18 protein-coding genes are annotated in these 24282 nt (G+C 74.2%); 10 read left to right on the forward strand and 8 right to left on the reverse strand.

What is annotated here, in order from left to right; translation table 11 throughout:
- Positions 1 to 100: 100 nt before the first annotated feature.
- From ACTMS9_RS11345 to ACTMS9_RS11365, 5 genes are read left to right on the forward strand one after another with little or no spacing between them, the layout of a single operon-like run.
- Positions 101 to 2209 carry a molybdopterin oxidoreductase family protein gene (locus tag ACTMS9_RS11345; protein WP_441164878.1) on the forward strand — a complete coding sequence of 703 codons (2109 nt, stop codon included), beginning with the start codon at positions 101 to 103 and terminating at the stop codon, positions 2207 to 2209.
- Positions 2206 to 3636, forward strand: a complete 1431-nt coding sequence (locus ACTMS9_RS11350; protein ID WP_441142347.1) for an FAD-dependent oxidoreductase — start codon at positions 2206 to 2208, stop codon at positions 3634 to 3636. Before ACTMS9_RS11345 ends, ACTMS9_RS11350 begins: the two co-directional genes overlap by 4 nt.
- Positions 3637 to 3691: 55 nt before the next feature.
- Positions 3692 to 6223, forward strand: coding sequence for a nitrite reductase large subunit NirB (nirB, locus tag ACTMS9_RS11355; protein WP_441164879.1), 2532 nt, complete (start codon positions 3692 to 3694; stop codon positions 6221 to 6223).
- Between the two features lie 32 nt (positions 6224 to 6255).
- Complete coding sequence (gene nirD, locus ACTMS9_RS11360; RefSeq protein ID WP_441142345.1) at positions 6256 to 6603, forward strand: nitrite reductase small subunit NirD; 348 nt, start codon at positions 6256 to 6258, stop codon at positions 6601 to 6603.
- Positions 6603 to 7691 (forward strand): uroporphyrinogen-III synthase, encoded by a 1089-nt coding sequence (locus tag ACTMS9_RS11365; protein ID WP_441142344.1) that lies wholly within the window; start codon positions 6603 to 6605, stop codon positions 7689 to 7691. Before nirD ends, ACTMS9_RS11365 begins: the two co-directional genes overlap by 1 nt.
- Positions 7692 to 7703: 12 nt before the next feature.
- Here ACTMS9_RS11365 and ACTMS9_RS11370 read toward each other — a convergent pair whose 3' ends face one another.
- The 4 genes from ACTMS9_RS11370 to ACTMS9_RS11385 all read right to left on the reverse strand — a co-directional run bounded on the left by ACTMS9_RS11370 (position 7704) and on the right by ACTMS9_RS11385 (position 12412).
- Complete coding sequence (locus ACTMS9_RS11370; RefSeq protein ID WP_441142343.1) at positions 7704 to 8324, reverse strand: GTP-binding protein; 621 nt, start codon at positions 8322 to 8324, stop codon at positions 7704 to 7706.
- Positions 8305 to 8667, reverse strand: a complete 363-nt coding sequence (locus tag ACTMS9_RS11375) for a DUF742 domain-containing protein (protein WP_088960287.1) — start codon at positions 8665 to 8667, stop codon at positions 8305 to 8307. Before ACTMS9_RS11375 ends, ACTMS9_RS11370 begins: the two co-directional genes overlap by 20 nt.
- Positions 8668 to 8756: 89 nt before the next feature.
- Positions 8757 to 9164, reverse strand: a complete 408-nt coding sequence (locus tag ACTMS9_RS11380; RefSeq protein WP_007465177.1) for a roadblock/LC7 domain-containing protein — start codon at positions 9162 to 9164, stop codon at positions 8757 to 8759.
- A complete protein-coding gene (locus ACTMS9_RS11385; protein ID WP_441164880.1) occupies positions 9161 to 12412 on the reverse strand; it encodes a nitrate- and nitrite sensing domain-containing protein in 3252 nt (1083 codons plus the stop codon). The genes ACTMS9_RS11380 and ACTMS9_RS11385 overlap by 4 nt, the downstream gene beginning before the upstream one ends.
- Positions 12413 to 12847: 435 nt before the next feature.
- Here ACTMS9_RS11385 and ACTMS9_RS11390 point away from each other — a divergent pair, with 435 nt between their 5' ends.
- A complete protein-coding gene (locus ACTMS9_RS11390; RefSeq protein WP_441142341.1) occupies positions 12848 to 14029 on the forward strand; it encodes an ABC transporter substrate-binding protein in 1182 nt (393 codons plus the stop codon).
- A gap of 131 nt (positions 14030 to 14160) precedes the next feature.
- On the opposite strand, the gene ACTMS9_RS11395 is transcribed toward ACTMS9_RS11390, so the two are convergent.
- Entirely contained in the window at positions 14161 to 15045 is an 885-nt protein-coding gene (locus ACTMS9_RS11395) for an ABC transporter permease (RefSeq protein ID WP_441164881.1), read from the reverse strand.
- Between the two features lie 102 nt (positions 15046 to 15147).
- A complete protein-coding gene (locus ACTMS9_RS11400; protein WP_441142339.1) occupies positions 15148 to 16176 on the reverse strand; it encodes an ABC transporter substrate-binding protein in 1029 nt (342 codons plus the stop codon).
- A 268-nt stretch (positions 16177 to 16444) separates the two neighbouring features.
- Here ACTMS9_RS11400 and ACTMS9_RS11405 point away from each other — a divergent pair, with 268 nt between their 5' ends.
- The 4 genes from ACTMS9_RS11405 (at position 16445) to ACTMS9_RS11420 (ending at position 21712) form a co-directional block, all read left to right on the forward strand.
- Entirely contained in the window at positions 16445 to 17224 is a 780-nt protein-coding gene (locus ACTMS9_RS11405; protein ID WP_441164882.1) for an ABC transporter ATP-binding protein, read from the forward strand.
- Positions 17225 to 17226: 2 nt separating this feature from the next.
- Positions 17227 to 18177 carry an LLM class F420-dependent oxidoreductase gene (locus tag ACTMS9_RS11410; protein ID WP_441142624.1) on the forward strand — a complete coding sequence of 317 codons (951 nt, stop codon included), beginning with the start codon at positions 17227 to 17229 and terminating at the stop codon, positions 18175 to 18177.
- Positions 18174 to 18482, forward strand: coding sequence for a cupin (locus ACTMS9_RS11415; RefSeq protein WP_154941843.1), 309 nt, complete (start codon positions 18174 to 18176; stop codon positions 18480 to 18482). Before ACTMS9_RS11410 ends, ACTMS9_RS11415 begins: the two co-directional genes overlap by 4 nt.
- A gap of 65 nt (positions 18483 to 18547) precedes the next feature.
- Positions 18548 to 21712, forward strand: a complete 3165-nt coding sequence (locus tag ACTMS9_RS11420) for a hypothetical protein (protein WP_441164883.1) — start codon at positions 18548 to 18550, stop codon at positions 21710 to 21712.
- Positions 21713 to 21769: 57 nt separating this feature from the next.
- Here ACTMS9_RS11420 and thiC read toward each other — a convergent pair whose 3' ends face one another.
- Both thiC and thiD read right to left on the reverse strand, forming a co-directional pair.
- Entirely contained in the window at positions 21770 to 23362 is a 1593-nt protein-coding gene (gene thiC / locus ACTMS9_RS11425) for a phosphomethylpyrimidine synthase ThiC (RefSeq protein WP_441142336.1), read from the reverse strand.
- Positions 23363 to 23379: 17 nt separating this feature from the next.
- Positions 23380 to 24168, reverse strand: a complete 789-nt coding sequence (thiD, locus tag ACTMS9_RS11430) for a bifunctional hydroxymethylpyrimidine kinase/phosphomethylpyrimidine kinase (RefSeq protein WP_441164884.1) — start codon at positions 24166 to 24168, stop codon at positions 23380 to 23382.
- Positions 24169 to 24282: the final 114 nt, after the last annotated feature.

The raw sequence follows: 24282 nt of genomic DNA on the forward strand, positions 1-24282 counted from the left end.
CCGACCGGCCGGCTGCCCCGGTGCGGTGTGAGGCGCTCTTGACAGGACCGAAACAGACGGGACCCGGACCGGAAACCGCCCCCCGGCACGCTTCACTGGCATGACACACCGTGCCCGCTCCGCGACCCGATCGGGGGGCGACCCCCGGCAGGCGGAGACGCACTGCCCGTACTGCGCCCTGCAGTGCGGGATGGTCCTGCGCGAGACCGGCGATCGGGTGGAGGTGCTCCCCCGCCAGTTCCCCACCAACCGGGGTGGGCTGTGCCAGAAGGGCTGGACCGCCGCCGAACTGCTGGACCACCCGGACCGGCTGACCACCCCGCTGGTGCGCGACCCGGCCACCGGCGAGCTGCGCCCGGCGACCTGGGCGGCCGCGCTCGACCGGATCGCCGCCGACATCCGCGCCGTCCAGACCGGATACGGCCGGGACGCGGTCGCGGTCTTCGGCGGCGGCGGGCTCACCAACGAGAAGGCGTACGCGCTCGGCAAGTTCGCCCGGGTGGCGCTGCGTACCCGGCACATCGACTACAACGGCCGGTGGTGCATGTCCTCGGCCGCCGCGGCCGGGATCCGCGCCTTCGGCGTCGACCGAGGGCTGCCCTTCCCGCTGGCCGACCTCGGCCGGGCGGAGACCCTGCTGCTGGTCGGCGCCAACCCGGCGGAGACCATGCCGCCGCTGATGCGCCACCTCGCCGACCAGCGGGAACGCGGCGGACGCCTGATCGTCATCGACCCCCGGGTCACCGCCACCGCCCGGCAGGCCGACCTGCACCTGCAACCGCTGCCCGGCACCGACCTGGCGGTGGCCAACGCGCTGCTGCACATCGCGCTCACCGAGGGCCTCATCGACAAGGACTACGTCGCCGCCCGGACCACCGGCTTCGACGAGGTACGCCGTACCGTGGCCGGCTACTGGCCGGCGGAGGTGGAACGGCTCTCCGGAGTGCCGATGGCCGACCTGGAGGCGACCGCCCGCGCGCTGGGCACCGCACGCAGCGCGATCATCCTCACCGCCCGCGGCGCGGAACAGCACGCCAAGGGCGTCGACACCGTCAGCGCCTTCGTCAACCTGGCGCTCGCCCTCGGCCTGCCCGGCCGCCCCGGCTCCGGCTACGGCTGCCTGACCGGCCAGGGCAACGGCCAGGGCGGGCGGGAACACGGGCAGAAGGCCGACCAGCTCCCCGGGTACCGGAAGATCGACGACCCGGCGGCCCGGGAGCACGTGGCGGGGGTCTGGGGCGTCGACCCCGACGACCTGCCCGGGCCGGGCGTGCCGGCATACCAGCTGCTGGAGTCGCTCGGCACCCCGGGCGGCCCCCGGGCGATGCTGGTCTTCGGCTCCAACCCGGTGGTCTCCGCACCCCGGGCCGCCCTGATCGAATCCCGGCTGCGCGGGCTCGACCTGCTGGTGGTGGCCGACTTCCTGCTCTCCGAGACGGCCGCCCTCGCCGACGTGGTGCTGCCCGTCGCGCAGTGGGCCGAGGAGGAGGGCACGATGACCAACCTGGAGGGTCGGGTGCTGCGCCGCCACGCGCTGCGCCAACCCCCACCCGGGGTCCGGACCGACCTGGCGGTCCTCACCGAGCTGGCCGCCCGGCTCGACGCCCCGGCGTCCTTCCCGGCCGACCCGGCCGAGGTCTTCACCGAGCTGCGCCGGGCCTCGGCCGGCGGCGTCGCCGACTACGCCGGGGTGAGCTGGGAGCGGATCGACGCCGACGAGGGGGTCTTCTGGCCCTGCCCGGACCCCGACGGGCCGGACACGCCCCGGCTCTTCGCCGACTCCTTCGCCACCCCGGACGGCCGGGCCCGGTTCCAGCCGGTGACTCACCGGCCCGCCGCCGAGCAGGTCTGCGTCGACTACCCGCTGCACTTCACCACCGGCCGGGTGCTCGCCCAGTACCAGTCCGGCACCCAGACCCGCCGGGTCGCCGCGCTGCGCCGGGCCGCCCCCGGCGGCTTCGTCGAGCTGCACCCCGACCTGGCCGCCCGGCTCGGGGTGGTCGAGGGCGACGAGGTGCGGGTCGCGTCCCGCCGGGGCGAGCTGCGGGCGCCGGCCCGGCTCACCCCGACGATCCGGCCGGACACCGTCTTCGCGCCGTTCCACTGGGGCGGCGCGGCCCGGGCCAACTCCGTGACCAGTGACGCGACGGACCCGGTCTCCGGGATGCCCGAATTCAAGATCTGCGCCGTACGGGTGGAGAAGGCATGAACGTAGTCATCGTGGGATACGGCATGGCCGGGTCCCGGCTCGCCGCCGAACTGCACGCCCGGGACGGGGACCTGAAGGTCGTCGTGCTCGGGGCGGAGCCGCACCGGGCGTACAACCGGATCATGCTCTCCACCCTGCTGGCGGGGAAGGTCGCCGAGCCGGACGTGGAGCTGGCCGAGGTGGCCGGGCAGGGCGTCGACGTGCGTACCGGCGTGCAGGTGACCGCGATCGACCGGGACGCCCGCGTGGTCCACACCGACGACGGCGACCGGATCCCCTACGACCACCTGGTGCTCGCCACCGGCAGCCGGGCCATCGTGCCGCCGCTGCCCGGCCTGGACCCGGCCGACCTGCCGGAGCGGGTGGTCCCGTTCCGCACGCTGGACGACTGCCGGCGGATCCTCGCCGCCGCCGAGGGCGCCCGCAGCGCCCTGGTGCTCGGCGGCGGGCTGCTCGGGCTGGAGGCGGCGCGCGGGCTCGCCGCCCGGGGGCTCGACGTCGGCGTGGTGCACCCGGTGCCGTACCTGATGGAACGCCAACTCGACCCGACCGGCGCGGCCGTGCTGGCCGGCACCCTCGCCGGCCTCGGGGTGACCACCCACCTGGCCGTCGCGGCCACCCGGGTGGCGGCGGACGCCGACGGGGTCCGCCTCGACCTGGCCGACGGCCGGTCGCTCTCCGCCGACCTGCTGGTGATCTCCTGCGGAGTACGCCCCGACACCGCGCTGGCCGCCGCGGCCGGGCTGAGCGTGGACCGGGGCGTGGTGGTCGACGACCAGCTCCGCACCGACGACCCCCGCATCTCGGCGATCGGCGACTGCGCCCAGCACGACGGCATGCTGACCGGGCTGGTCGCGCCGGCCTGGGCGCAGGCCCGGGTGCTGGCCCAGGCGCTCACCGGCGAGGACCCGGCCGCCCGTTACCGGCCCCGGCCGGTGGTGACCCGGCTCAAGGCGGCCGGCATCGACCTCGCCGCGATGGGCGACCCCGCCGACGGCCCGGGCGAGGAGCTGACCTTCGCCGACCCGGCCCGGGGCACGTACGCCCGGCTGCGCATCCACGAGGAGCGACTGACCGCCGCGATCCTGCTCGGGGACAACCCGTCGGTCGGCACGGTGGTGCAGCTCTTCGACCGGGGCGCGCCGGTGCCGGCCGACCGGCGGGCGCTGCTGCTGGGCCGCGCGCTGGGCGGCACCGCGGCGGCGCCGGCGGAGTCCCCGGCGCTGATGCCCGACGCGGCCACCGTCTGCCAGTGCAACGACGTGCGCAAGGGCGCGCTGGTCGCCTGCTGGCGGGCCGGGGCCCGGACGGTGGACGAGGTGGTGGCGACCACCCGGGCCGCCACCGGCTGCGGCGGCTGCCGGGACGCGGTCGCCGGCATCGTCGACTGGCTGTCCGAGGCGGACTCGGTGGGGGCGACCCGATGACCGGGCGGAATGCGATCGACGGAATTGACGCGACGGACCGCGAGGAGGTGACGCGATGACCGGCGGACGATTGGTCGTCGTCGGCAACGGCATGGTCGGACAACGGTTCGTCGAGGCGCTGCGCGCCCGCGACCACGACCGGCGGTGGCGGGTGACGGTGCTCGCCGAGGAACACCGGGCGGCGTACGACCGGGTGCGGCTCTCGGCGTTCTTCGACGGGGTGGGTGCCGACGAGCTGAACCTGCACACCCCCGACGACGGGGTCGAGCTGCGCCTCGGCGAGGCCGTCACCGGCGTCGACCGGGAACGGCGGGTGGTGACCACCGCGGCCGGCGAGCACCCGTACGACGCGCTGGTGCTGGCCACCGGCTCGTACCCGTTCGTCCCGCCGGTGGACGGCGCGGCGCTGCCCGGGGTCTTCGTCTACCGCACCCTGGACGACCTGGAGGCGATCCGGGCGCACGCCCGGGGTCGGCGTACCGGCGCGGTGATCGGCGGCGGCCTGCTCGGCCTGGAGGCCGCCAACGCCCTGCGCCTGCTCGGCCTGGCCACCCACGTGGTCGAGTTCGCGCCCCGGCTGATGCCGGTGCAGGTCGACGAGGCGGGTGGCGCGATGCTGCGCCGCTACGTCGAGGAGCTGGGGGTCACCACCCACCTCGGGGTGGCCACCACCGCGCTGCGCCCCGGCCCGGACGGCGTCGTGGCCGGGCTGGAGCTCTCCAACGGCAGCACGGTCGACGCGGAACTGGTGGTGGTGGCCGCCGGCATCCGCCCCCGCGACGAGCTGGCCCGGGCCGCCGGGCTGGCGCTGGGCCCGCGCGGCGGGGTGCTGGTCGACGCGACCTGCCGCAGCGACGACGAGCGGATCTGGGCGGTGGGCGAGTGCGCGGCGGTCGACGGCACCTGCCACGGCCTGGTCGCCCCCGGGTACGCGATGGCCGAGGTCGTCGCCGACCGGCTGCTCGGCGGGTCGGCGACCTTCCCCGGGGCGGACACCGCCACCAAGCTCAAGCTGCTCGGCGTGGACGTGGCCTCGTTCGGCGACGCGCACGGCACGACGCCGGGCTGCCTGGACGTGACCTTCACCGACCCGGCCACCCGGTCGTACGCGAAGCTGGTCCTCTCCGACGACGCGCAGACGCTGCTGGGCGGCGTGCTGGTCGGGGACGCGAGCGCCTACCCCACGCTGCGGGCCAGCGTCGGCGGGCCGCTGCCCGCTCCCCCGCTGGCGCTGCTGGCCCCGGCCGGCGGGGCGGGCGCCGGGGCCGGGGCGCTGCCCGGCGCGGCGCAGGTCTGCTCCTGCAACGCGGTGACCCGCGACGACATCGACGCCGCGATCGCCGGCGGCGCGACGGACGTGCCGGCGCTGAAGGCGTGCACCCGGGCCGGCACCAGCTGCGGATCGTGCGTGCCGATGCTCAAGCAGTTGCTCGACGCGGCCGGGGTGAAGCAGTCCACGGCGCTCTGCGAGCACTTCGACGCCAGCCGGCAGGAACTCTTCGACATCGTCCGGGTGCGCGGCATCCGCACCTTCTCCGGGCTCATCGCCGAGCACGGGCGGGGACGCGGCTGCGACATCTGCAAGCCGGTGGTGGCCTCGATCCTGGCCTCGCTCGGCACCGGGCACGTGCTCGACGGCGAGCAGGCCTCGTTGCAGGACACCAACGACCACTTCCTGGCCAACCTGCAACGCGACGGCAGCTACTCGGTGGTGCCCCGGATCCCCGGCGGGGAGATCACCCCGGAGAAGCTGATCGTGATCGGTGAGGTGGCCCGCGACTTCCGGCTCTACACCAAGATCACCGGCGGGCAGCGGATCGACCTGTTCGGCGCCCGGGTCGAGCAGCTGCCGCAGATCTGGCGCCGGCTGGTCGACGCGGGCTTCGAGTCCGGCCACGCGTACGGCAAGGCGCTGCGGACGGTGAAGTCCTGCGTCGGCGAGACCTGGTGCCGGTACGGGGTGCAGGACTCGGTCGGCCTGGCCATCGCGCTGGAGCTGCGCTACCGGGGCCTGCGTGCCCCCCACAAGATCAAGTCGGCGGTCTCCGGCTGCGCCCGGGAGTGCGCCGAGGCCCGCAGCAAGGACTTCGGCATCATCGCCACCGACACCGGCTGGAACCTCTACGTCGGCGGCAACGGGGGCTTCCGGCCCCGGCACGCCGACCTCTTCGCCACTGATTTATCCACAGAAGCACTGATTCGACTAATCGATAGATTTTTAATGTATTACATCCGCACCGCCGACCGGCTGCAACGCACCGCCGCCTGGATCGAGGCGATGGACGGCGGCCTCGACCACCTGCGCTCGGTGATCGTGGACGACTCGCTCGGGCTCTGTGCCGACCTCGACGCGGCGATGGCCCGACACGTGGCGGCCTACTCCGACGAGTGGCGCGACGTCCTCGACGACCCGGAGCGGCTGCGCCGCTTCACCTCCTTCGTCAACGCCCCGGACGTGCCCGACCCGTCGATCAGCTTCGCCGTCGAGCGCGGGCAACCGGTGCCCGCCCGCGGCGCACCAGCCACCCCGGCGACCGACCGCCGCCGCCAGCCGGTCGCCCTCGGCCTTCCGGAGGTACGGCGATGAGCCCGACGAGCACCGTGGACGGAGACAGGGCGATGAGCTCGACGAGCACCCTGGACTGGACGGCCGTCTGCCCCCTCGACCGGTTGGATCCCGACCGGGGCGTCGCCGCGCTGGTGGACGGCGTACAGGTGGCGCTCTTCTCGACCGGCGGCGAGCTGTTCGCGGTCGACAACCTCGACCCGGTCGGCGGCGCGTACGTGATGTCCCGGGGCATCGTGGGCAGCCGCGGCGGGGTGCCGACCCTCGCCTCCCCGCTGCACAAGCAGGTCTACGACCTGCGTACCGGGCGCTGCCTGGACCTGCCCGGCGTGACGCTGCCCGTGCACCGGGTCCGCTGCCGGGACGGGCTGGTCGAGGTGCGGCTGCGACAGGAGGAGTGATGCGGGAGGAACTGGCCGGCTTCACCATCGGGGTCACCGCCGACCGGCGGCGCGACGAGCTGGCCGCGCTGCTGCAACGCCGCGGCGCCCGGGTGGTGCTCGCCCCGGCACTGCGGATCGTGCCGCTGGCCGACGACAGCGACCTGCGCGAGGCCACCCGCGCCTGCCTGGACCGGCCGCCGGACATCCTGATGGCGAACACCGGCATCGGGATGCGCGGCTGGCTGGAGGCGGCCGAGGGCTGGGGGCTCGCCGAGCCGCTGCGCTCGGTGCTCTCCCAGTCGTACGTGGTGGCCCGGGGACCCAAGGCGCGCGGCGCGATCCGGGCCGCCGGGCTGCACGACCAGTGGTCGCCGGAGTCGGAGAGCTGCGACGAGGTGATCGACCACCTGTGCCGGCGCGGGGTGGCCGGTCAGGTCATCGCCATGCAGCTGCACGGCGACCGGCAGCCGGAGTGCACCGAGGCGCTGGAGGCGGCCGGGGCCACCGTGATCGAGGTGCCGGTCTACCGCTGGGCGCCGCCCACCGACCCGGCCCCGCTGCACCGGCTGATCGACCTGGTCGCCGGCCGGCTGGTCGACGCCGTCACCTTCACCTCCGCGCCGGCGGCGGAGGCGCTGCTGCGGGCGGCCGGCGACCGGGCCGAGACGGTGCTGGAGGCGCTGCGCGGGGACGTGCTGGCCAGCTGCGTCGGCCCGGTCACCGCGGAGCCGCTGGTCCGCCGGGGAGTGCCGGTCAGCGCGCCCGCCCGGGCCCGCCTCGGGGCACTGGTCCGGCAGATCGTCGACGAGCTGCCCCGTCGTACGGTGACCGTCAAGGCCGCCGGGCACCTGCTGACCCTGCGCGGGCACGCGGCCGTGGTCGACGGGGAGCTGCGGCCGCTCGCGCCCGCCCCGATGGCGGTGTTGCGGGCGCTCGCCGCGTCGCCCGGCCGGGTGCTGTCCCGCACCGAGCTGCTGCGGACCCTGCCCCGGGGCGCGGACGAGCACGCGGTGGAGATGGCGGTGGCCCGGCTGCGAGTCGGGCTCCAGGCCCCCAGCGTGGTGCAGACCGTGGTCAAGCGGGGCTACCGCCTCCGGGTCGACTGACCCGGAGGCGGTTCAGCCCACCGGGGCGTAGCCCCGACCGTGCTCGGACTCCAGCCGCAGCATGGCGTGCTCGACCACGGTCACCAGCACCTGCTTCACCGAGTCCCGCTGCCGGGCGTCGCACATCACCAGCGGCACGTCCGGCGAGATGGCCAGCGCCTCGCGGACCTCCTCCGGCTCGTACTGCGGCGCGTCGTCGAACCGGTTCAGCGCCACCACGTACGGCAGGTTCCGGTTCTCGAAGTAGTCCAGCGGCGCGAAGGCGTCCGTGATCCGGCGGGTGTCCACCAGCACGGCGGCACCCACCGCCCCCCGGATGATCTCGTCCCACATGAACCAGAACCGGGTCTGCCCCGGAGTGCCGAACAGGTACAGGATCAGATCCTGCGCCATGGTGATCCGGCCGAAGTCCATGGCGACCGTGGTGGTCTCCTTGCCGGGCACCTTCGACGGGTCGTCGATGCCCACGCCGGCCGCCGTCATCAGCGCCTCGGTGGTCAGTGGCGTGATCTCGGAGATGGCGCCGACCATTGTCGTCTTGCCCACGCCGAAGCCACCCGCGACCACGATCTTCGCGGAGATGATCTCCCGGCTGCGGCGCGCCCCGGCGGGGTCATAGTTCGCGAAGTCCACTTAGCACCCTTCCCAGCAGGTTCATCCGCTCCTCGTAGCCCTCGGCTGGAGCGGCAGTGTGTAGCGTCAGCAGGCCCTCGGCCACCATGTCGGCGACCAGCACCCGGGTGACGCCCAGCGGCATCCGGGTGTACGCGGCGATTTCCGCCAGCGACTGTGCCCGGCCCTCGCAGACCGTGGCGATGCGGTACTTGTCGTGCCCGGCGAAGCGCGCTTCCGCACTCTGGGTGAGGCTGGCCGACAGCACCGCCTCCAGGGCGATGTCCCGGCTCGGCTCGGTACGGCCCCGGGTGACCGCGTACGGCCGCACCAACGCCCCGCGTGGGTCCCGCCGGGGTTCCATCCGCCATCACCTCCTCCGCCCGGAGCCCACCGGCACCGGATCGCCTGTCCCTCGCCGGGCGCGAGCGCGCCCGGCGTCGTACCGCCCGCCTACGAGCGCACGGCGTCCCGGGGCAGCGGCACCAGCGCGGCGCCCACCCGCTCGACGAGCAGCGCCATCTCGTAGCCGACCTGCCCGACGTCGCAGCTGCGCGCCGCGAGCACGGCCATCGACGACCCGTCACTGATCGACATCAGGAACAGGTAGCCGCTGTCCATCTCGATCACCGTCTGGAGCACACCGCCCGCGCTGAACATCCGGGCGGCTCCCTCGGTCAGGCTCACCACGCCGGAGGTGATGGCGGCGAGCTGGTCCGCCCGGTCCCCCGGTAGGTCCCGCGACGAGGCGAGCAGCAGCCCGTCCGCGGACACCGCCACCACGTGGGCGATACCCGCCACGCTGTCGGCGAAGTTGGTGAGCAGCCAACCCATGTCCTGCATGGCAGCTGGCCTGTTCATCGGCGCGTCTCCTTGGTCGAGGTGCTGTTCTGGTCCGTACCGGCCGAACGGCCGCGCTGCACCCCACGGTGGTAGGCGGAGAGCAGGCCGCGGACCTCGTCGGGGGTGCGGCGGCTACGGTCCCGCCCGTCCTTCGGCTCGATGCCGCCGGGGACGAGCTGGGCCTGGGGCACCCGCTTCGGCAGGCCGGAGCGGGTGGTGCCGCCGGTGGCCGGCTCGGCGGCCCGGGTGGCCCGGGACCAGCCTTCGTCGGCCGCCGTCCGCCAGGCGTCCGACTCCGCGGGTGGCGGGGTGGCGGACTCCGTGGGCGGCGGGGCGGTGGGGGTCGCCGGCGGCGCGGACGGCGCCGCCTGCGGAACGTACGACGGGGGCGGCGGCGCGACCGGCGGCTGCCCGGCGGCCGATCCGACGGACGCGGTGCCGGCGGTGGGTGACCCCACGGACGGGGTGCCGGTCGCGTTCGGGGCACCCGGCACCCGGGTCGGCAGCGGCGGCCGGCCGGGCTTCGCGGCGGAGGCGTCGGCCCGCGGCTCGTCGAAGTTGGGCCGGGTGAAGATCGCGGTGGCGTCGTCCCCGTGGGACCGGAACCAGACCGCCTCCATCTCCCGGAATATCGGCGAGTCGGCCGGCCGGGTCGGGCGGGCCACCACCGGGACGGCCGGCGCCGGGGCGGGCGGGGTGTACGGCGCCGCCGGGCTCTCCGACGCCGCCGGGGTCGCCGGGGCGAACGGTGCCGCCGGCGCCGCCCCGAACGGGGTGAACGGTGGGGGCGCCGGGGTGAACGGTTCGGCCGGTGCCGACGGCACGCCGGCGACCGGCCCGAGGGGCAGCGCCGGGGCGGCGTCGGCGGCCGGGGTCCGCTTCGGCAGCCTCGGCCGCGGGTCGACCAGGGGCTGCGTTCCCGTCGAGTAGCCGGCTCCGTACGCCGGCTCCGCCGGGGCGGCCGAGTACGGCAGCGCGGAGGTGGGTGCCGCCGACGTCGGCACGGCCGAGGCCGGCACCGCGGACGTCGGCACGGCCGAGGCGGGCACGGCGGAGGTGGGCGCGGACGGAACGTGGCCGCCGAGCGTCACCGCCGGGGCGGTGTCCCGCGCGTCGACCGGAGGCTGCCAGGGCGCCGGAGCCGGCGGGGCGGCCCGCCATTGGTCCGTCAGCGTCGCCACGCCGGTACGCCCGCTGGTCAGCGAATCGCCGAGGCCGGCCGGGGTGAGCGGCGGCTGCTCGACCGCCAGCGGCTGGCGCGACCGGGGCAGCGACTGGTCCCGGCCCCGGTGGGCGGGCAGCACCACGGTCGAGGTGGGCAGCGTCACCTGGGCGACCGTGCCGCCCTCGACGTTGCGCCGCAGCTCCACCCGGATGCCGTACCGGGAGGCGAGCCGGCTCACCACGGCCAGACCCATCAGCCGGAACGCGGCCACGTCCACGCTCGGCGGCGCGGCCAGCCGGCGGTTGAGCGAGTCGAGCTGCTCGTCGGTGAGGCCCAGGCCCCGGTCCTCGATCTGGATCAGCACGTAGTCGCGGATCCGGCGGCCGTCGGCGACCACCGTGGTGGTCGGCGGCGAGAAGCGGGTGGCGTTGTCGAGCAGTTCGGCGACCAGGCGGACCACGTCGTTGACGGCGTGGGCGGAGACCGAGATGTCGGTGTCGACGGTGCCGAACTCGATGCGGTTGTAGAGCTCGACCTCGGACTGGGCGGCCCGCAGGACGTCGACCAGCAGCGCGTCGTCGCGGCGGGGCACCGCCGAGTCGGCGCCGGCCAGGACGAGCAGGTTCTCGTCGTTGCGGCGCATCCGGGTGGCGAGGTGGTCGAGCTCGAAGAGTTGAGCGAGGCGCTTCGGGTCCTCCTCGCTGCGCTCGATCGCGTCCAACTCGCCGATCATCCGGTCGACCAGCGTCTGACTGCGCCGGGCCAGGTTGAGGAACATCGCCGAGACGCTGGTGCGCAGGGCGGCCTGTTCGGCGGCGACCCGGACCGCCTCGCGGTGCACGACGTTGAAGGCCAGCGCCACCTGGCCGACCTCGTCGCGGTTGCGCAGCCGGATCGGGTCGCGGACCTGGCGCACGATCTCGTCCACGCCGCCCTCGCCGACGCTGCCCATGTTCTGCAGCCGCCGCACCGCGTCCGGCAGGTCGTGGTTGGCCACCGACAGTGCGCCCTCGCGCAGTCGCCGCAGCGAGTGGTTGAGCGAGCGGGCCAGCACCACGGCGAGCGAGACGGCGATGATCAGGGTGAGCAGCACCAGCGCCGACTCGATCACGGCCTGCCGGATGACGTCGCTGCGGGCCTGCTCGGCCCGGTCGAGCAGGCGGCCCTGGAGCTGGATCTCGGCCCACCGCATCAGGTCGTTGACCGCGCCGATCGAGGCGCTCGCGTCGGCCGCGCCGACCAGTGGTTGCTGCCCCACCGAGCGGGTGATGTCGGCGGCCACCCGGTCGGCGAGGCCGACCGCGTCGCCGGAGACGGTGCCCTCGACCAGGGCCCGCTGGTCCGGGTCGGCGGCCAGGGAGAAGGCGACCAGCGCCTCCTGCTGGCCGGTCAGCGTGGTGACGAAGGCGGAGAACTGCTCCTCGTCGATCCGGCCGGCGCTGAGCGCGGTGTAGGCGACCGCCTCCTCCTCGGCGACGGCCGCCTTGGCGCGGCTGAACGCGGCCACCGCGCGGCGGGCGTCGGCGAGGCTCTCCTGGCCGGGGAGCTGGGCCAGGGCGTCGCCGTACGAGACGAGGTCGGTCAGGACGATGCCGTAGCGCAGGGTGGCCTCGGCCACCGGCATCTGCCGACGGTCGAGCACCTCCTGGCGGGTGCCGTTGAGCGTCTCCAGGTGATCGTCGATGACCTTGAGCCGGTCACGGACGGCCGACGGGACCTCGCCGATCCTGCCGCGCTCGGCGCGGTACTCCCCGATCCGCTGGTCGGTGGCGCGGACCCGCAGGTTGTAGTCGTCGGCCTTCTGCTGCGGGGTGGCCAGGTAGCCGGCCGCCGCCATCCGCTCCTTGTGCAGATCCTGGGTGAGCGCGGAGACGTCGACGGAGAGCGCGGTCAGCGACCGGATCCGGGTGGCGTCGTACGCGCCCTCACCGGTGGAGATGAGTCGGATAGTTGCCAGAGCAATGACGGCGGCGACCGGAACCACCAGAATGAGGGCGAGTTTCGAGCGGATCCGCGCGTCCCTCAGTCGGGGCAGCCGCCGCCCCCGGTCACGCTGGGCGGCGTCGCCGATTTCGGGCAGGGTCGTCGGTCCGGTGCTCACGACATCGCCTCCGTCGTATCTTCCACGCCTGACCCGCCGACCCGTGCCTGGTGCAGCGGAGAGCGCCACGCGCGGCACGGCCGCGATTTCATCAGAGAAGATCGCGTTTGGGAAGCCGCAGTGCGGCAGGAAACGGTCAACCGGCGGCCTCGTCGCCCTTTGGCCTCATTGTCGCCCACGCTCTGAACAGGCATTCTCACTCCAGAGTGGCCGATCGCGTCTCCGAAGTGAGCGTCGGTAAATATCTGATGACCCCAACATGTGGGAAAGCCGTCCCGAAACCACATCGGGCTACCGCGCTTGACCGCGGGGCCCGGCATTGGCAAGGTTTTGCAGGCTTCGCGCACACCGTACGGCAGACAATCCCGTATCTCCACAGAGGACGGACTAGCGGCGGTGACCGGGCAGCGCCCGCGCCGCACCTGGAGGACTGAGTTGAGCCCCATCCGCTCCGCGACCATCGTGGCGCTCGCATCGGCCGTGCTGGCCACCACGCTCACCGGCTGTTCGTTCGGGGCGGGGCAGGAGGACACCAGCCCCATCGTCATCGCCGCGGACCTCGAACTCTCCGGTGCGGCGGCCCCGGTCGGCAAGGCGTACCAGCGCGCGCTGGAACTGAAGATCGAGCAGCTGAACACGTCCGGCGCCCTGGGCAGCCGAAAGATCCGGCTCGAGGTGAAGGACAACCGTTCCGACGCCAGTGAGTCACTGCGGAACATCACCGACTTCAGCGGCGATTCCAAGGTCAGCGCGATCATCATGGGCGGTTGCAACGAATGCGCCGTCGGCGCCGTACTCACCATCAACGAGAAGAAGATCCCCACCATCGCGCTCGCGCCGTCCAGCGCGATCTCCAACCCGGTCGCCGATCGGCGGTACGTCTTCAAACTGGCCCCCAACGCCGCCGACAGCGCCGCGGCGCTCACCACGGAACTGCGCCGAAAGGGCATCCGTAAGGTCGCCGTGCTGCACAGCGATGACGACTACGGCCGGGAGGGCCTGACCGCGCTGCGCGGCGAGTTCGACAAGGCCAAGATCCGGCTGGTCCGCAACGAGGCGGTGCGCACCACCGACACCGACGTCAGCCAGCCGGTCCGCCTGCTCACCTCCGGCGAGGCGCAGGCGCTGCTGCTCTGGACCCCGCCGGAGCAGGCCTCCCTCGCCGCGACCAGCGCGCAGGAGGCGGGCTTCTCCGGGTCGCTCTTCCTCGACGCGGCCGCCGCCGGCGACCTTTTCCTCGGCAACGCCGCCCGGTCCAGCGAGCGGGCCACCCTGATCTTCACCCAGACCATGGTGATCGACGACGTCATCGCCACCACCCCGGCCAAGGCGGCCCGGCGGCAGTGGTTCCAGGACTACACCGCCCGGTTCGGCGGCTACAACGGCTTCTCCTCCTTCGCCGCCGACGCCGTCCAGCTGATCGCCGACGCCGCGCTGCGGGCCGGCGGCCCGGCCGACCAGGTCAACCGGGACGGCATCCGGGACGTGCTGGAGACGTCCCAGATGGACGGGCTGTCCGGGCCGATCCGGATGACGCCGGACAACCACTCGGGGCTGATGCCCCAGGCGCTGACGACGCTGGTCGCCCGGGGTGGGCGCTGGCGGCTGGCCGGCTGAGGGGCGGTGTGGCCCCCCACCGTCCCCGGCTCCGGGCGGTCAGGCTTGATCCCTACGCCGGGGACGGTGGCCACACCTCGGGCGATCCCGCAACTCCAACGGTTGACGTCGAGGTCAACGGTCGACCTGGGTCAGCGGGCGCTGGTGGTGGCGCGCACCCAGGGCAGGGCGAGGCGCTCCACCAGGGAGAGGGCGGCGTAGAGCAGGATGCTCATCGCCGCGATGAGCACGATCGCCGCCCAGGCGGTGGCGGTGTCCCCGATGCCGTTGTACTGCAGGATCTGGTAGCCGAGGCCCGGCTTGTCGGAGTAGAACTCGCCGATCACCGCGCCGATGGCGGCCAGCGGCATCGCCACCTTCAGCCCGACGAAGATCTGCGGCAGCGCGGCCGGGAAGCGCACCTTGCGGAACGCCTGCCACCACGAGGCGTTCAGCGACCGGGCCAGCTCAGCCAGGTCCGCCGGGGTGGTGGTGAGCCCGGTCGCGGTGGACAGCACGATCGGGAAGAAGCAGAGCAGGAAGACCATGGTCAGGATGGGTTTCTCGCCCCAGCCGACCGAGACCACCAGCAGCGGCCCGAGGGCGATCTTCGGCACCGCGTTGATCGCCACCAGCAGCGGCGCGAACATCCGCTCGGCCCGCCGGGAGGCGGCCAGCGCCATCCCGATCAGCACCCCGGCGGCGGCGGAGAGCACGAAGCCCAGCAGCGTCATCAGCGTGGTGATCCCCAGCGCCGGCAGCAGCACGTCGGCCGCCGCGGTCAGCGCCGCCCAGACGTCCTGCGGCGGCGGCAGGGACGCCGGATGGACCAGCTTCAACCCCGAGGTGACCAGCCACCAGACGGTCACCGCGATCACCAGGCCGAGCAGCGGCAGGCCGACCGTAGCCGGGCGTACCTGCGGGCGCCGCGGCGCCGCGGCGGCCGGTGGCGTGGTCGGCACCCCGGGCGCGTCGGCCGCGGCGGCCGTGTCGCGCTCCGCCTCCCCCGCTCCGGAGCGGGTACGGATCTGCGTCACGTGTCCCATCCTCTCCTGCCGGCCGGGGCCAGCACGGCCACGGGGGCGCGGCCACCGGTCGCTGTCCCGGTGACCGCACCCCCGTGGCACGGTCGGTGTCGATCAGGCCTTCGGCGTCAGGCTGAAGTCGATGATCTGGTCCGGGGTGATGTTCTGCTTGAGCGCGCCGGCGCCCTGCAGCAGCGCGATGCTCTTGGCGACCCGCTCGTTGTCCAGGGTGCCGATGGCGGTGCCGGAGTTGCTGGACCGGACGTACGCGGCCATCAGCTGGAGCTCGGCGGCGGCCGCGGCCGGGTTGGTCGCGGCGACGTTCTTCTTCAGCAGGTCGGCGGCCTCCTGCGGGTGGGCCAGGGCGTACTCCAGGCCCTTGAGCAGCGCCGCGGTGAAGCGCTTGACCATCTCCGGCTTCTCCTTGGCCAGCTTGGTCGAGGTGATCAGCGCGTTGCCGTAGAGGTCCTGCATGACCTCGCTGTACGCCAGGATGACCGGCTTCTTCTTGGTCACCGCCTCGACGGTGGGCTGGCCGACCACGAACTGACCGATGCCGTCGACCGTGCCGGAGGCCAGGGTGCCCATCAGGGTCTGCGCCTCACCGTTGACCCAGGTCACCTTGCTGGCGTCGACGCCGGCGAGGCGGGCGTACGTCGGGAAGAGCTGGCGGACCACGGAGGTGGGGGTGTCGGCGAGCTTCTTGCCCTCCAGGTCCTTCGGCGTGGCGATGTTCTTGCCCTCGACAGTGACCACGGCGGCCATGGTGCGCTGCTGGATCGCCGCCACCGCCACGAAGTCCTTGGCGGCGCCGTTGCCGAGTTGGAGCAGGCCACCGGTCAGGTCGATCGGGCCGAAGTCGGCCTGGCCACCGACGACGGTCTGGATGACCGAGCCGGTGCCCTGGCCCGGCTTGATCTCCACCTCGAAGCCGGCCTCCTTGAAGAAGCCCTTCTCCTTCGCCACCCAGGCGTACGAGTCACGGCCGAAGTTGCCGAAGGAGGTCAGGTAGGTCACCTTCTCCAACGCCTTGCCGTCACCGCCCTTGGCGTCGGAGTCGTCCGAGCCGCTGCTGCACGCGGAGACCAGGGCGAGGGCGGTGGCCAGGGCGGCCGCGGCGACCGTACGGGTCAGCCTTCTCATCAGTGCACCATGTCCTTTCCGACCGGGTCATGCCACCCGGAGGGGTTGTCGGTCCGGCGGTGCCGGCGTGGAGGGGGGAGCCGACGCCACCGTCGTGAAGGGACTCTTCGCGGGCACAGCGTACGAGAGACCCGCCGTCACGACACCAGTCGCGTCGGGTTGCGGAACGGAAACAACTGAGCGTCCACCCCGGACTGTTGGCAAGTGCCACACGCCGGATAGCCTTTGTCGGATTCCTGACCGCCCACTCAGGGGAGGCCCGCCGGACATGATCCGACTCGCCGACGTGTCGCGTACCTTCGACGGCCGCTCCGGCCGGGTCGAGGCGCTGCGCGGCATCGACCTGGCGGTCGCCGAGGGCGAGTTCGTCGCGGTGCTGGGTCGCTCCGGCTGCGGAAAGTCCACCCTGCTGCGCATGGTCGCCGGGCTGCTGCCGGTGACCAGCGGCGAGATCACCGTGGGCGGCACGGCGGTCACCCGGCCCCGCCAGGACATCGCGATGCTCTTCCAGCGCCCCGCCCTGCTCCCCTGGCGCACCGTGCTCGACAACGTCCTGCTGCCGGTGGAGATCTTCGGCTGGAGCCGGGCCGGGCACCGCGACCGCGCCCGCCAGCTGCTGGAGATGGCCGGTCTCGGCGGGTTCGAGAAGCGGCTGCCGCACGAGCTCTCCGGCGGCATGCAGCAGCGAGTGTCGCTCTGCCGGTCGCTGATCGGCGAGCCCCGGGTGATGCTGATGGACGAGCCCTTCTCCGCCCTGGACGCGCTCACCCGCGAGGAACTCTCCGGCGAACTGCAACGCGTGCACATGGAGACCGGAGCCACCGTCGTCTTCGTCACCCACTCCATCGACGAGGCGGTGCTGCTCGCCGACCGGGTGGTCGTGCTCAGCCCACGCCCGGGGCGGATCCGCAGGATCGTCGAGGTGACCATCCCCCGACCGCGCACCCTCGGCCGCAACGCCCACCTGGCCGACGTCGCCCGGGTCAGCGCCGAACTGCACGAACTGCTGATGGAGCGCGAGACGCCGGCCGTGGCGGAGGGACGATGAGCATGCGGGTGGCCGTCTTCGTCGAGCCGCACCGCGGTGCCAGCTACGACGACCAGCTCCGGTTCGCCCGGCTGGTGGAGGCGGGCGGCTTCGACGGGTTCCTGCGGGCCGACCACTACCAGGCGATGGGCGACGAGCCGGGGCTGCCCGGCCCGACCGACGCCTGGCTGACCCTCGCCGCGCTGGCCCGGGAGACCACCCGGATCCGGCTCGGCACGCTGGTCACCTCGGCCACCTTCCGGCTGCCCGGGCCGCTGGCCGTGATGGTGGCCCAGGTGGACCAGATGAGCGGCGGCCGGGTCGAGCTGGGCATCGGCGCCGGCTGGTACGAGCGCGAGCACACCTCGTACGGCATCCCGTTCCCCGGCGTGGGTGAGCGCTTCGACCGGCTGGCCGAACAGCTGGAGATCATCACCGGGCTGTGGCGGACCCCGGTCGGCGACACCTACACCCACCTCGGCGACCACTACCGGCTGGTGGACGCGCCCGCGCTGCCCAAGCCCGTGCAACGGCCCGGTCCGCCGGTGATCGTCGGCGGGCGCGGCCCGAAGCGCACCCCCGAGCTGGCCGCCCGGTACGCCGACGAGTTCAACATGCCCTTCAAGTCGGTCGAGGAGACCGCCGGCGCGTACGAGCGGGTCCGCGAGGCGTGCGACCGGACCGGGCGTGCCGAGTCGGGGCGGGCCCCGCTGGTGCTCTCCGCCGGGGTGGTGGTGGCGATCGGGCGGACCGACGCCGAGGCCCGCCGCCGGGCGGCGCCGCTGCACGTCAAGAGCGCCCTGCCGCCGGAGGACCCGGTGGTCGGCTCCCCCGCGCAACTCATCGACCGGCTCGGCGAGTTCGCCGCGATCGGCGCCACCCGGGTCCACCTGCGCCTGATCGAACTCGACGACCTCGACCACCTGGAGCTCATCGCCGGCGAGGTGCTCCCACAACTGAACGGAACGCCATGACCGACGTGGTCGACGGTACGGAACTCGGCCCGGTGGGCCAGGAGATCGTCTTCGAGAACGAGCGGGTCCGGGTGTGGCACATCCGCCTGGAGCCGGGTGAGCGGCAGCCGCTGCACCGGCACGACCACCCGTACCTGGTGGTGGCCGTCCAGGGCGCGAAGAACGTGGTGCAGACGATCGACGGCACCCGGATCGACGCCGACGAACCCACCGGCGGGGTGGTCTACCGGGACCCGGGCGCGGTCCACATGCTCACCAACGTCGGCGACACCACGTATCTGGCCCGTCTCGTCGAGTTGAAGTAACCCCAGGCAGTCGCCCCGCCGCGCCACAGTGGCGATCGGGCGCACCGGGCCGTAACGTGCGCGACATGGCCTTTCGGACGTGGGGCAAGCTGCTGTTCACCGCATTCGGGGTGAGCGTGCTGGCCGGAGCCGGTCAGCTCGGCATCGCGTACGGGTTCGGGATCGTACGACTCAACGGCGCGTTCACGGATGTGAACCGGTGGCCGGCCCAGCTCGCCTGGGTCGGCTGGTTCGCCGTGACCGCCGCCGTGGTCGGCGCCGTGGTCACCGTCCGGCTCGCCCGCCGCGTCGGGCTGTCGGACGGCACCGGCGCGCAACTCGCCGTCTCCGGCGCGGCCGCACTCGGCGCGACCGTCGTCGCCCCGCTCTGCATGCAACCCGCCCGGGCCGCGGAGCTGAGCACCGTCGACCCGGTCTGGGCGGTCGGGATCTGCGCGGTCGTCGGCGCGGTGGTGGGCGCGGGCGCCGCCTCGGCCGTGCTGCTCCGGCCGCCGCTGGGCTGGAACGTCGCCCTGCTGACCGGCGCGGTCTGGCTGATCGCGCTGGTCTCCGTCGCGCCGGCGCTGCTGTCCACCGGGGTGCTGCGCTCCGTACGCCTCGGCGTGCTGGAGCCGTCCTGGTTGGACGCGGACGCGGCGCAGCGGCTGGCCATGCTGACCCTCCCCGCGGTGGCGCTGCTGGCCGGCGCGGCGACCGGTGCGCTGGCCCGCTGGCGCGGGCACGTCCCGCTGGTCAGCGGGGCGGCCGGGGTGGCCGGCCCGGTGCTGCTCGCCTTCGCCTACCTGACCGCCGGCCCGGGCGACTCCGCCGACCGCTACCAGCTCGCCCCGTACTACGGCGCGGTGATCGCCGTCGCGGCCGGCGCCCTGGGCTCGGCCGCCGCTACGCTGCTGCGCTGGCCGCTCTTCCCGGCGAGCGACGCCGGGACCGCCGCCGGAGCCGACGACGCCATCGAGCCGACCAACATCCTGCGCCCGCTGCCCGACAGCCCGGCCCTGAGCAGCGCCTCCGGCGACGGTACGGCGACCGTGGACCTGGCCGGCGCCGCCGGCGCGGGCACCCTGGCGGGGGCCGGCACGCCGGCCGGCGCGGACCGGGCCGCTGACCGGGCCGCTGACCGGGCCGCGACCCGGGCGACCGGGCCGACCCCGGCGCACTGGGACTGGCCGGTCACCCCCGGCACCCCGACCCCGTCCGGTCCGCGCCCGGACAGTGGTTTCGCCCTCGACGACCCGGCCGGCGCACCCGCGTCGGCGACCTGGCCGGAGCCATCCGGCCGGCCGCCGGACGAGCCGTCGTACGGCGACCTGCCGACGGGCCCGAGCCGCGCGCCGCAGGCCGAGGCCGCCGGCGCGGCGGGCGCCCCGCAGCCCCGGGACCGTCGCGGTACGCCGGAGTCCCGGTGGACGGCCGGCCCGGCCGCGCCGACCGGCGAGCCGGCGTCCCTCGCCGGTCACCGGGTGGAGCCGACGGCGTGGGACGCCGCGGCGGACCGGGAGGCGCTGGCGGAGCCGGCCAGCGGGGTCGACGTCGGGGACGGAGCCGACTGGGACGGTACGGCCAGCCGGATCACGCCGGCGGTGTCCACCGGGGAGCCGGTGGTGGGCAGCTCCTCCGCGTCGGTCCCGTCCGACGGGTTGCGAGCGGTCGACCCGATCCAGGTGCCACCGACCGCCGACCCGGCCCAGATTGCACCGGCTGCCGTTCCGTCCGACGGGCCGTGTGCGGCCGATCCGGTCCAGGTTGCTCGGGCCGCCGGTCCGGCCGACGCGGCGGCAGCGGCCGGCGAGGTCACACCGCAGGTCGTGGTCGGGTCCGTGGCGGTCCCACGGGTAGCGGACCGGGCCGAGCAGCCGAACCGCACCGAGGAGACGGCAGCCACCACTCACCACACCGCGACGGCCGAGCAGCCGCACGACACCGAGCAGACGGCAGTGACCGCCGATCGCACCGCGCCCGCCGAGCCCACCACCGTCACCCCCCGGCCCCGACCGAAGCGGACCCGCAAGTCCCGCTCCGCCGGGTCGGACGAGCCGGTCGCCACCACCGCCAGCAGCGCCGGATCGGACGCTCCGGTGACCGCCACCTCCACCACGACCAGCGACGTCCGATCGGACGACCCGGTGGCGGCCACCCTCGCCACCACCGGCGACGCGGCGCCGGCCACCGACGCAGGTCCCGCGGCTGCCACCACCGCACCCACGGCTGCCACCACCGGCTCCGCCGCTCCTGCCGCTGCCGCCGGCTCCGCCGCTGCGGTCAGCGGCCATAAGGGCTCGGCGAAGCGGGCGATCCGCCCCGCGACGGACCCGACAGCCGCCCCCGAGCCGGCCGACTCCCCCGCTCCGGCACCCGCCGCCCGTTCCGGTGCGGACACCGCGCCGGCCGACAACCCCGAGCGTGCGCTCGACCGGCCCAGGCTCGACCGCCCCGGGCTCGATCGGGCACTCGACCGGAGCCGCCTCGACCGGCCGGAACTCGACACAGCCCGGCTCGTCGAAGCCGGCCATGGCACCACCGAACTCGACCCGGCCACGCCCGACCCGGCACGGTTCGACCCGCCAGCGCTCGACTCAACCCGCTCCGAGTACCCCTCGGCCGGGTCCACCAGGGACGACCTCCGCGACGCGCCGGTTCGCCGGCCCGGCGTGCGGCCGTCGGATGCGGACCGCAGCCCGGCGCGCCACACCCCGCCCACCGCCGGCGCCACTCCCACCGCCGAGCCGGCGCCCCGCCCCCGGCACCAGCTGCCCGACCTGAACAGCGCGGCGAGCTGGAACGCCTTCACCGCTCCCCGCCCCGCGCCCGCGCCGCCCCGCGCCGGCCTGCCCTTCCCGGACCACGGTCCGGAGGAGGAACCGAAGCCGGTCACCTTCCGCTGGGACACGGACGACTCCCGGCCCGGCACGCCCACTACGGCGAGCCGGTCGACGGACCTGCCCGCCGCCGAGGTGCCCGGTGCCGAACCTCGCGGGGCCGAAACGGCGTCGGAGGTCGAGCCGGAGCCGGCGGCCGACCGGTCCCGGCCGAAGCGGAGCTTGTTCCGCCGGAACAAGGCGCGCGGCGCCGAACCGCCGGCCGAGAGCCCGGAGGCGGAGCCGCTCGCCGCGCAGGACGAGGAGTACGTCGACTGGGTCGCCGGCCTGAGCCGCCCGTTGGCCGACAACGAGCCGGAGACGGAGAGCGGCCGCCGCTCGCTGCGGTCCAGCGGCCGGCACCACCGGGACTGAGGAAGCACAGCGGTCCGGCGACGGCACCCGCCGTCGCCGGACCGGCGTGGTCCAGGGTCAGGCCATCGGCAGGTACACCCGGCCGCCGGAGGAGAGGAACTCCGCCGACTTGTCCTGCATGCCGCGCGCGGCGTAGTCCTTCAGCTCCTGGGTGATCTTCATGGAGCAGAACTTCGGCCCGCACATCGAGCAGAAGTGCGCGGTCTTCGCCGGCTCGGCCGGCAGCGTCGCGTCGTGGTACGACCGGGCGGTCTCCGGGTCCAGCGAGAGGTTGAACTGATCCTCCCAGCGGAACTCGAACCGGGCCTTGGACAGCGCGTCGTCCCAGGCCTGGGCGCCGGGGTGGCCCTTGGCCAGGTCGGCCGCGTGCGCCGCGATCTTGTACGCGATCACGCCCGCCTTCACGTCGTCCCGGTCCGGCAGCCCGAGGTGCTCCTTCGGGGTGACGTAGCAGAGCATCGCGGTGCCGAACATGCCGATCATCGCCGCGCCGATGGCCGAGGTGATGTGGTCGTACGCGGGGGCGATGTCGGTGGTCAGCGGGCCGAGCGTGTAGAACGGCGCCTCGTGGCACCACTCCTGCTGGAGGTCCACGTTCTCCTTGATCTTGTGCATCGGCACGTGGCCCGGGCCCTCGATCATCACCTGCACGTCGTACTCCCAGGCGATCTTCGTCAGCTCGCCGAGGGTCCGCAGCTCGGCGAACTGGGCCTCGTCGTTGGCGTCCGCGATCGACCCGGGCCGCAGCCCGTCGCCGAGCGAGAACGTGATGTCGTAGCGGGCCAGGATCTCGCACAGCTCCCGGAAGTTGGTGTAGAGGAAGTTCTCCTCGTGGTGCGCCAGGCACCAGGCCGCCATGATCGACCCGCCCCGGGAGACGATCCCGGTCACCCGGTCCACGGCCAGCGGCACGTACGGCAGCAGCACCCCGGCGTGCACGGTCATGTAGTCGACGCCCTGCTCGGCCTGCTCGACGACGGTCTCCCGGAACACCTCCCAGCTCAGCTTCACCGGGTCGCCGCCGACCTTCTCCAGCGCCTGGTAGATCGGCACGGTCCCGATCGGCACCGGCGAGTTGCGCACGATCGCCTCGCGGGTCTCGTGGATCCGCTTGCCCGTCGACAGGTCCATCACGGTGTCCGCGCCCCAGCGGGTCGCCCAGGTCAGCTTCTCCACCTCCTCCGCGACCGACGAGGTGACCGCGGAGGTGCCGATGTTGGCGTTCACCTTGACCAGGAACGCCTTGCCGATGATCGCCGGCTCGCACTCCGGGTGGTTGACGTTGAGCGGCAGCACCGCCCGCCCGGCGGCGATCTCGTCCCGGACGAACTCCGGCGCCATCCCCTCCCGGATCGCCACGAACTCCATCTCCGGCGTGACGACCCCGGCGCGGGCGTACGCGAGCTGGGTGGGCCGCTTCCCGTCCGCCCCGGCCAACGGCGTGCCGGCACCCCGGACCGGGGCCACGTCACCGCGCTCGGCGATCCACCTCCCGCGCAGCGGCGGCAACCCCACCTCCGGATCGGAGCCCGGGCCGGAGGTGTCGTAAAGGCGCAGCGGCGGGTTGTCCCCGGCCAGCTCCACCTCGGCGAACGGCACCCGGACGTCCGGCCGTGACCCCTCGACGTAGACCTTGCGACGTGCCTGCATGACAGCCTCCCTGATGGTCAACAGGACCAGCCGAAGTGGTCCAGCGGGCCGCGTCCCGCGCCCAGTTCCCAGTCCCGCGCGCCGGTCAGCGCGCGGGTGACGTACTCCTTGGCGGCGGCGACCGCGACCGGCACCGGGTCGCCCGCCGCCAGCCGGACGGCGATCGCCGCCGAGAACGAGCAGCCGGTGCCATGGGTGTGCCGGGTCCGCACCCGGGGCGCGCGCAGCAGGATGGTCGTCCCGCCGCCGCACAGCACGTCGACCGACTCGCCGCCGGCGTCCACGTCACCGCCGGTCACCACCACGTGCCCCGGGCCGCCGGCGGCGATCGCCTCGGCGGCGACCGCCATCTCCTCGACCGTGGTCACCGGGCGTCCGGTGAGGGCGGCGGCCTCCGCGCAGTTCGGCGTCGCCACCTCCGCGTACGGCAGCAGCCGCTCGACCGCCTCCACCACGCCGAGCGGGTGTCCACTGGTGGCGACCAGCACCGGGTCGACGACCAGGTACGGCAGCCGGCCCGCCTTCGCCGCCTTGGCCACGGCGTCGGCGACCGCCGGGGTGCCGAGCATTCCGGTCTTCACCGCCCGGACACGGAAGTCGCCGAGCACGCTGTCGAGCTGCTCGGTGACCGTTCGCGGGGGCAACGGCAGCACGGCGTCGACGCCCCGGGTGTTCTGCGCCGTGACGGCCGTGATCACGCTGGTCCCGTACGCGCCGAGGGCGGCGAAGACCTTGAGGTCGGCCTGAATGCCGGCACCGGCGCCGGAGTCCGAGCCGGCGATGGTGAGGACGGTCGTCGGCGTCACTGTCCCTCTTCCCGAGTCGCTGTTGAAGGCCGGCCGTGCGTCGAGGTCGGCGTTAGGGGCTGCGGCCGACCGTGCGGGTCCCGCGTTGTCGCTGTGGGGGGCTGCGGCCGACCG

It is taken from the genome of Micromonospora sp. L31 (genome assembly GCF_052068075.1).
Classification (GTDB): Bacteria; Actinomycetota; Actinomycetes; order Mycobacteriales; family Micromonosporaceae; genus Micromonospora; species Micromonospora purpureochromogenes.

Coding starts and splice junctions, on each gene's coding strand:
- ACTMS9_RS11345 (WP_441164878.1), top strand. CDS start 101: ATGACACACCGTGCCCGCTCCGCGACCCGATCGGGGGGCGACCCCCGG.
- ACTMS9_RS11350 (WP_441142347.1), top strand. CDS start 2,206: ATGAACGTAGTCATCGTGGGATACGGCATGGCCGGGTCCCGGCTCGCC.
- nirB (WP_441164879.1), top strand. CDS start 3,692: ATGACCGGCGGACGATTGGTCGTCGTCGGCAACGGCATGGTCGGACAA.
- nirD (WP_441142345.1), top strand. CDS start 6,256: ATGAGCTCGACGAGCACCCTGGACTGGACGGCCGTCTGCCCCCTCGAC.
- ACTMS9_RS11365 (WP_441142344.1), top strand. CDS start 6,603: ATGCGGGAGGAACTGGCCGGCTTCACCATCGGGGTCACCGCCGACCGG.
- ACTMS9_RS11375 (WP_088960287.1), bottom strand. CDS start 8,667: ATGGAACCCCGGCGGGACCCACGCGGGGCGTTGGTGCGGCCGTACGCG.
- ACTMS9_RS11380 (WP_007465177.1), bottom strand. CDS start 9,164: ATGAACAGGCCAGCTGCCATGCAGGACATGGGTTGGCTGCTCACCAAC.
- ACTMS9_RS11400 (WP_441142339.1), bottom strand. CDS start 16,176: ATGAGAAGGCTGACCCGTACGGTCGCCGCGGCCGCCCTGGCCACCGCC.
- ACTMS9_RS11405 (WP_441164882.1), top strand. CDS start 16,445: ATGATCCGACTCGCCGACGTGTCGCGTACCTTCGACGGCCGCTCCGGC.
- ACTMS9_RS11410 (WP_441142624.1), top strand. CDS start 17,227: ATGCGGGTGGCCGTCTTCGTCGAGCCGCACCGCGGTGCCAGCTACGAC.
- ACTMS9_RS11415 (WP_154941843.1), top strand. CDS start 18,174: ATGACCGACGTGGTCGACGGTACGGAACTCGGCCCGGTGGGCCAGGAG.
- ACTMS9_RS11420 (WP_441164883.1), top strand. CDS start 18,548: ATGGCCTTTCGGACGTGGGGCAAGCTGCTGTTCACCGCATTCGGGGTG.
- thiC (WP_441142336.1), bottom strand. CDS start 23,362: ATGCAGGCACGTCGCAAGGTCTACGTCGAGGGGTCACGGCCGGACGTC.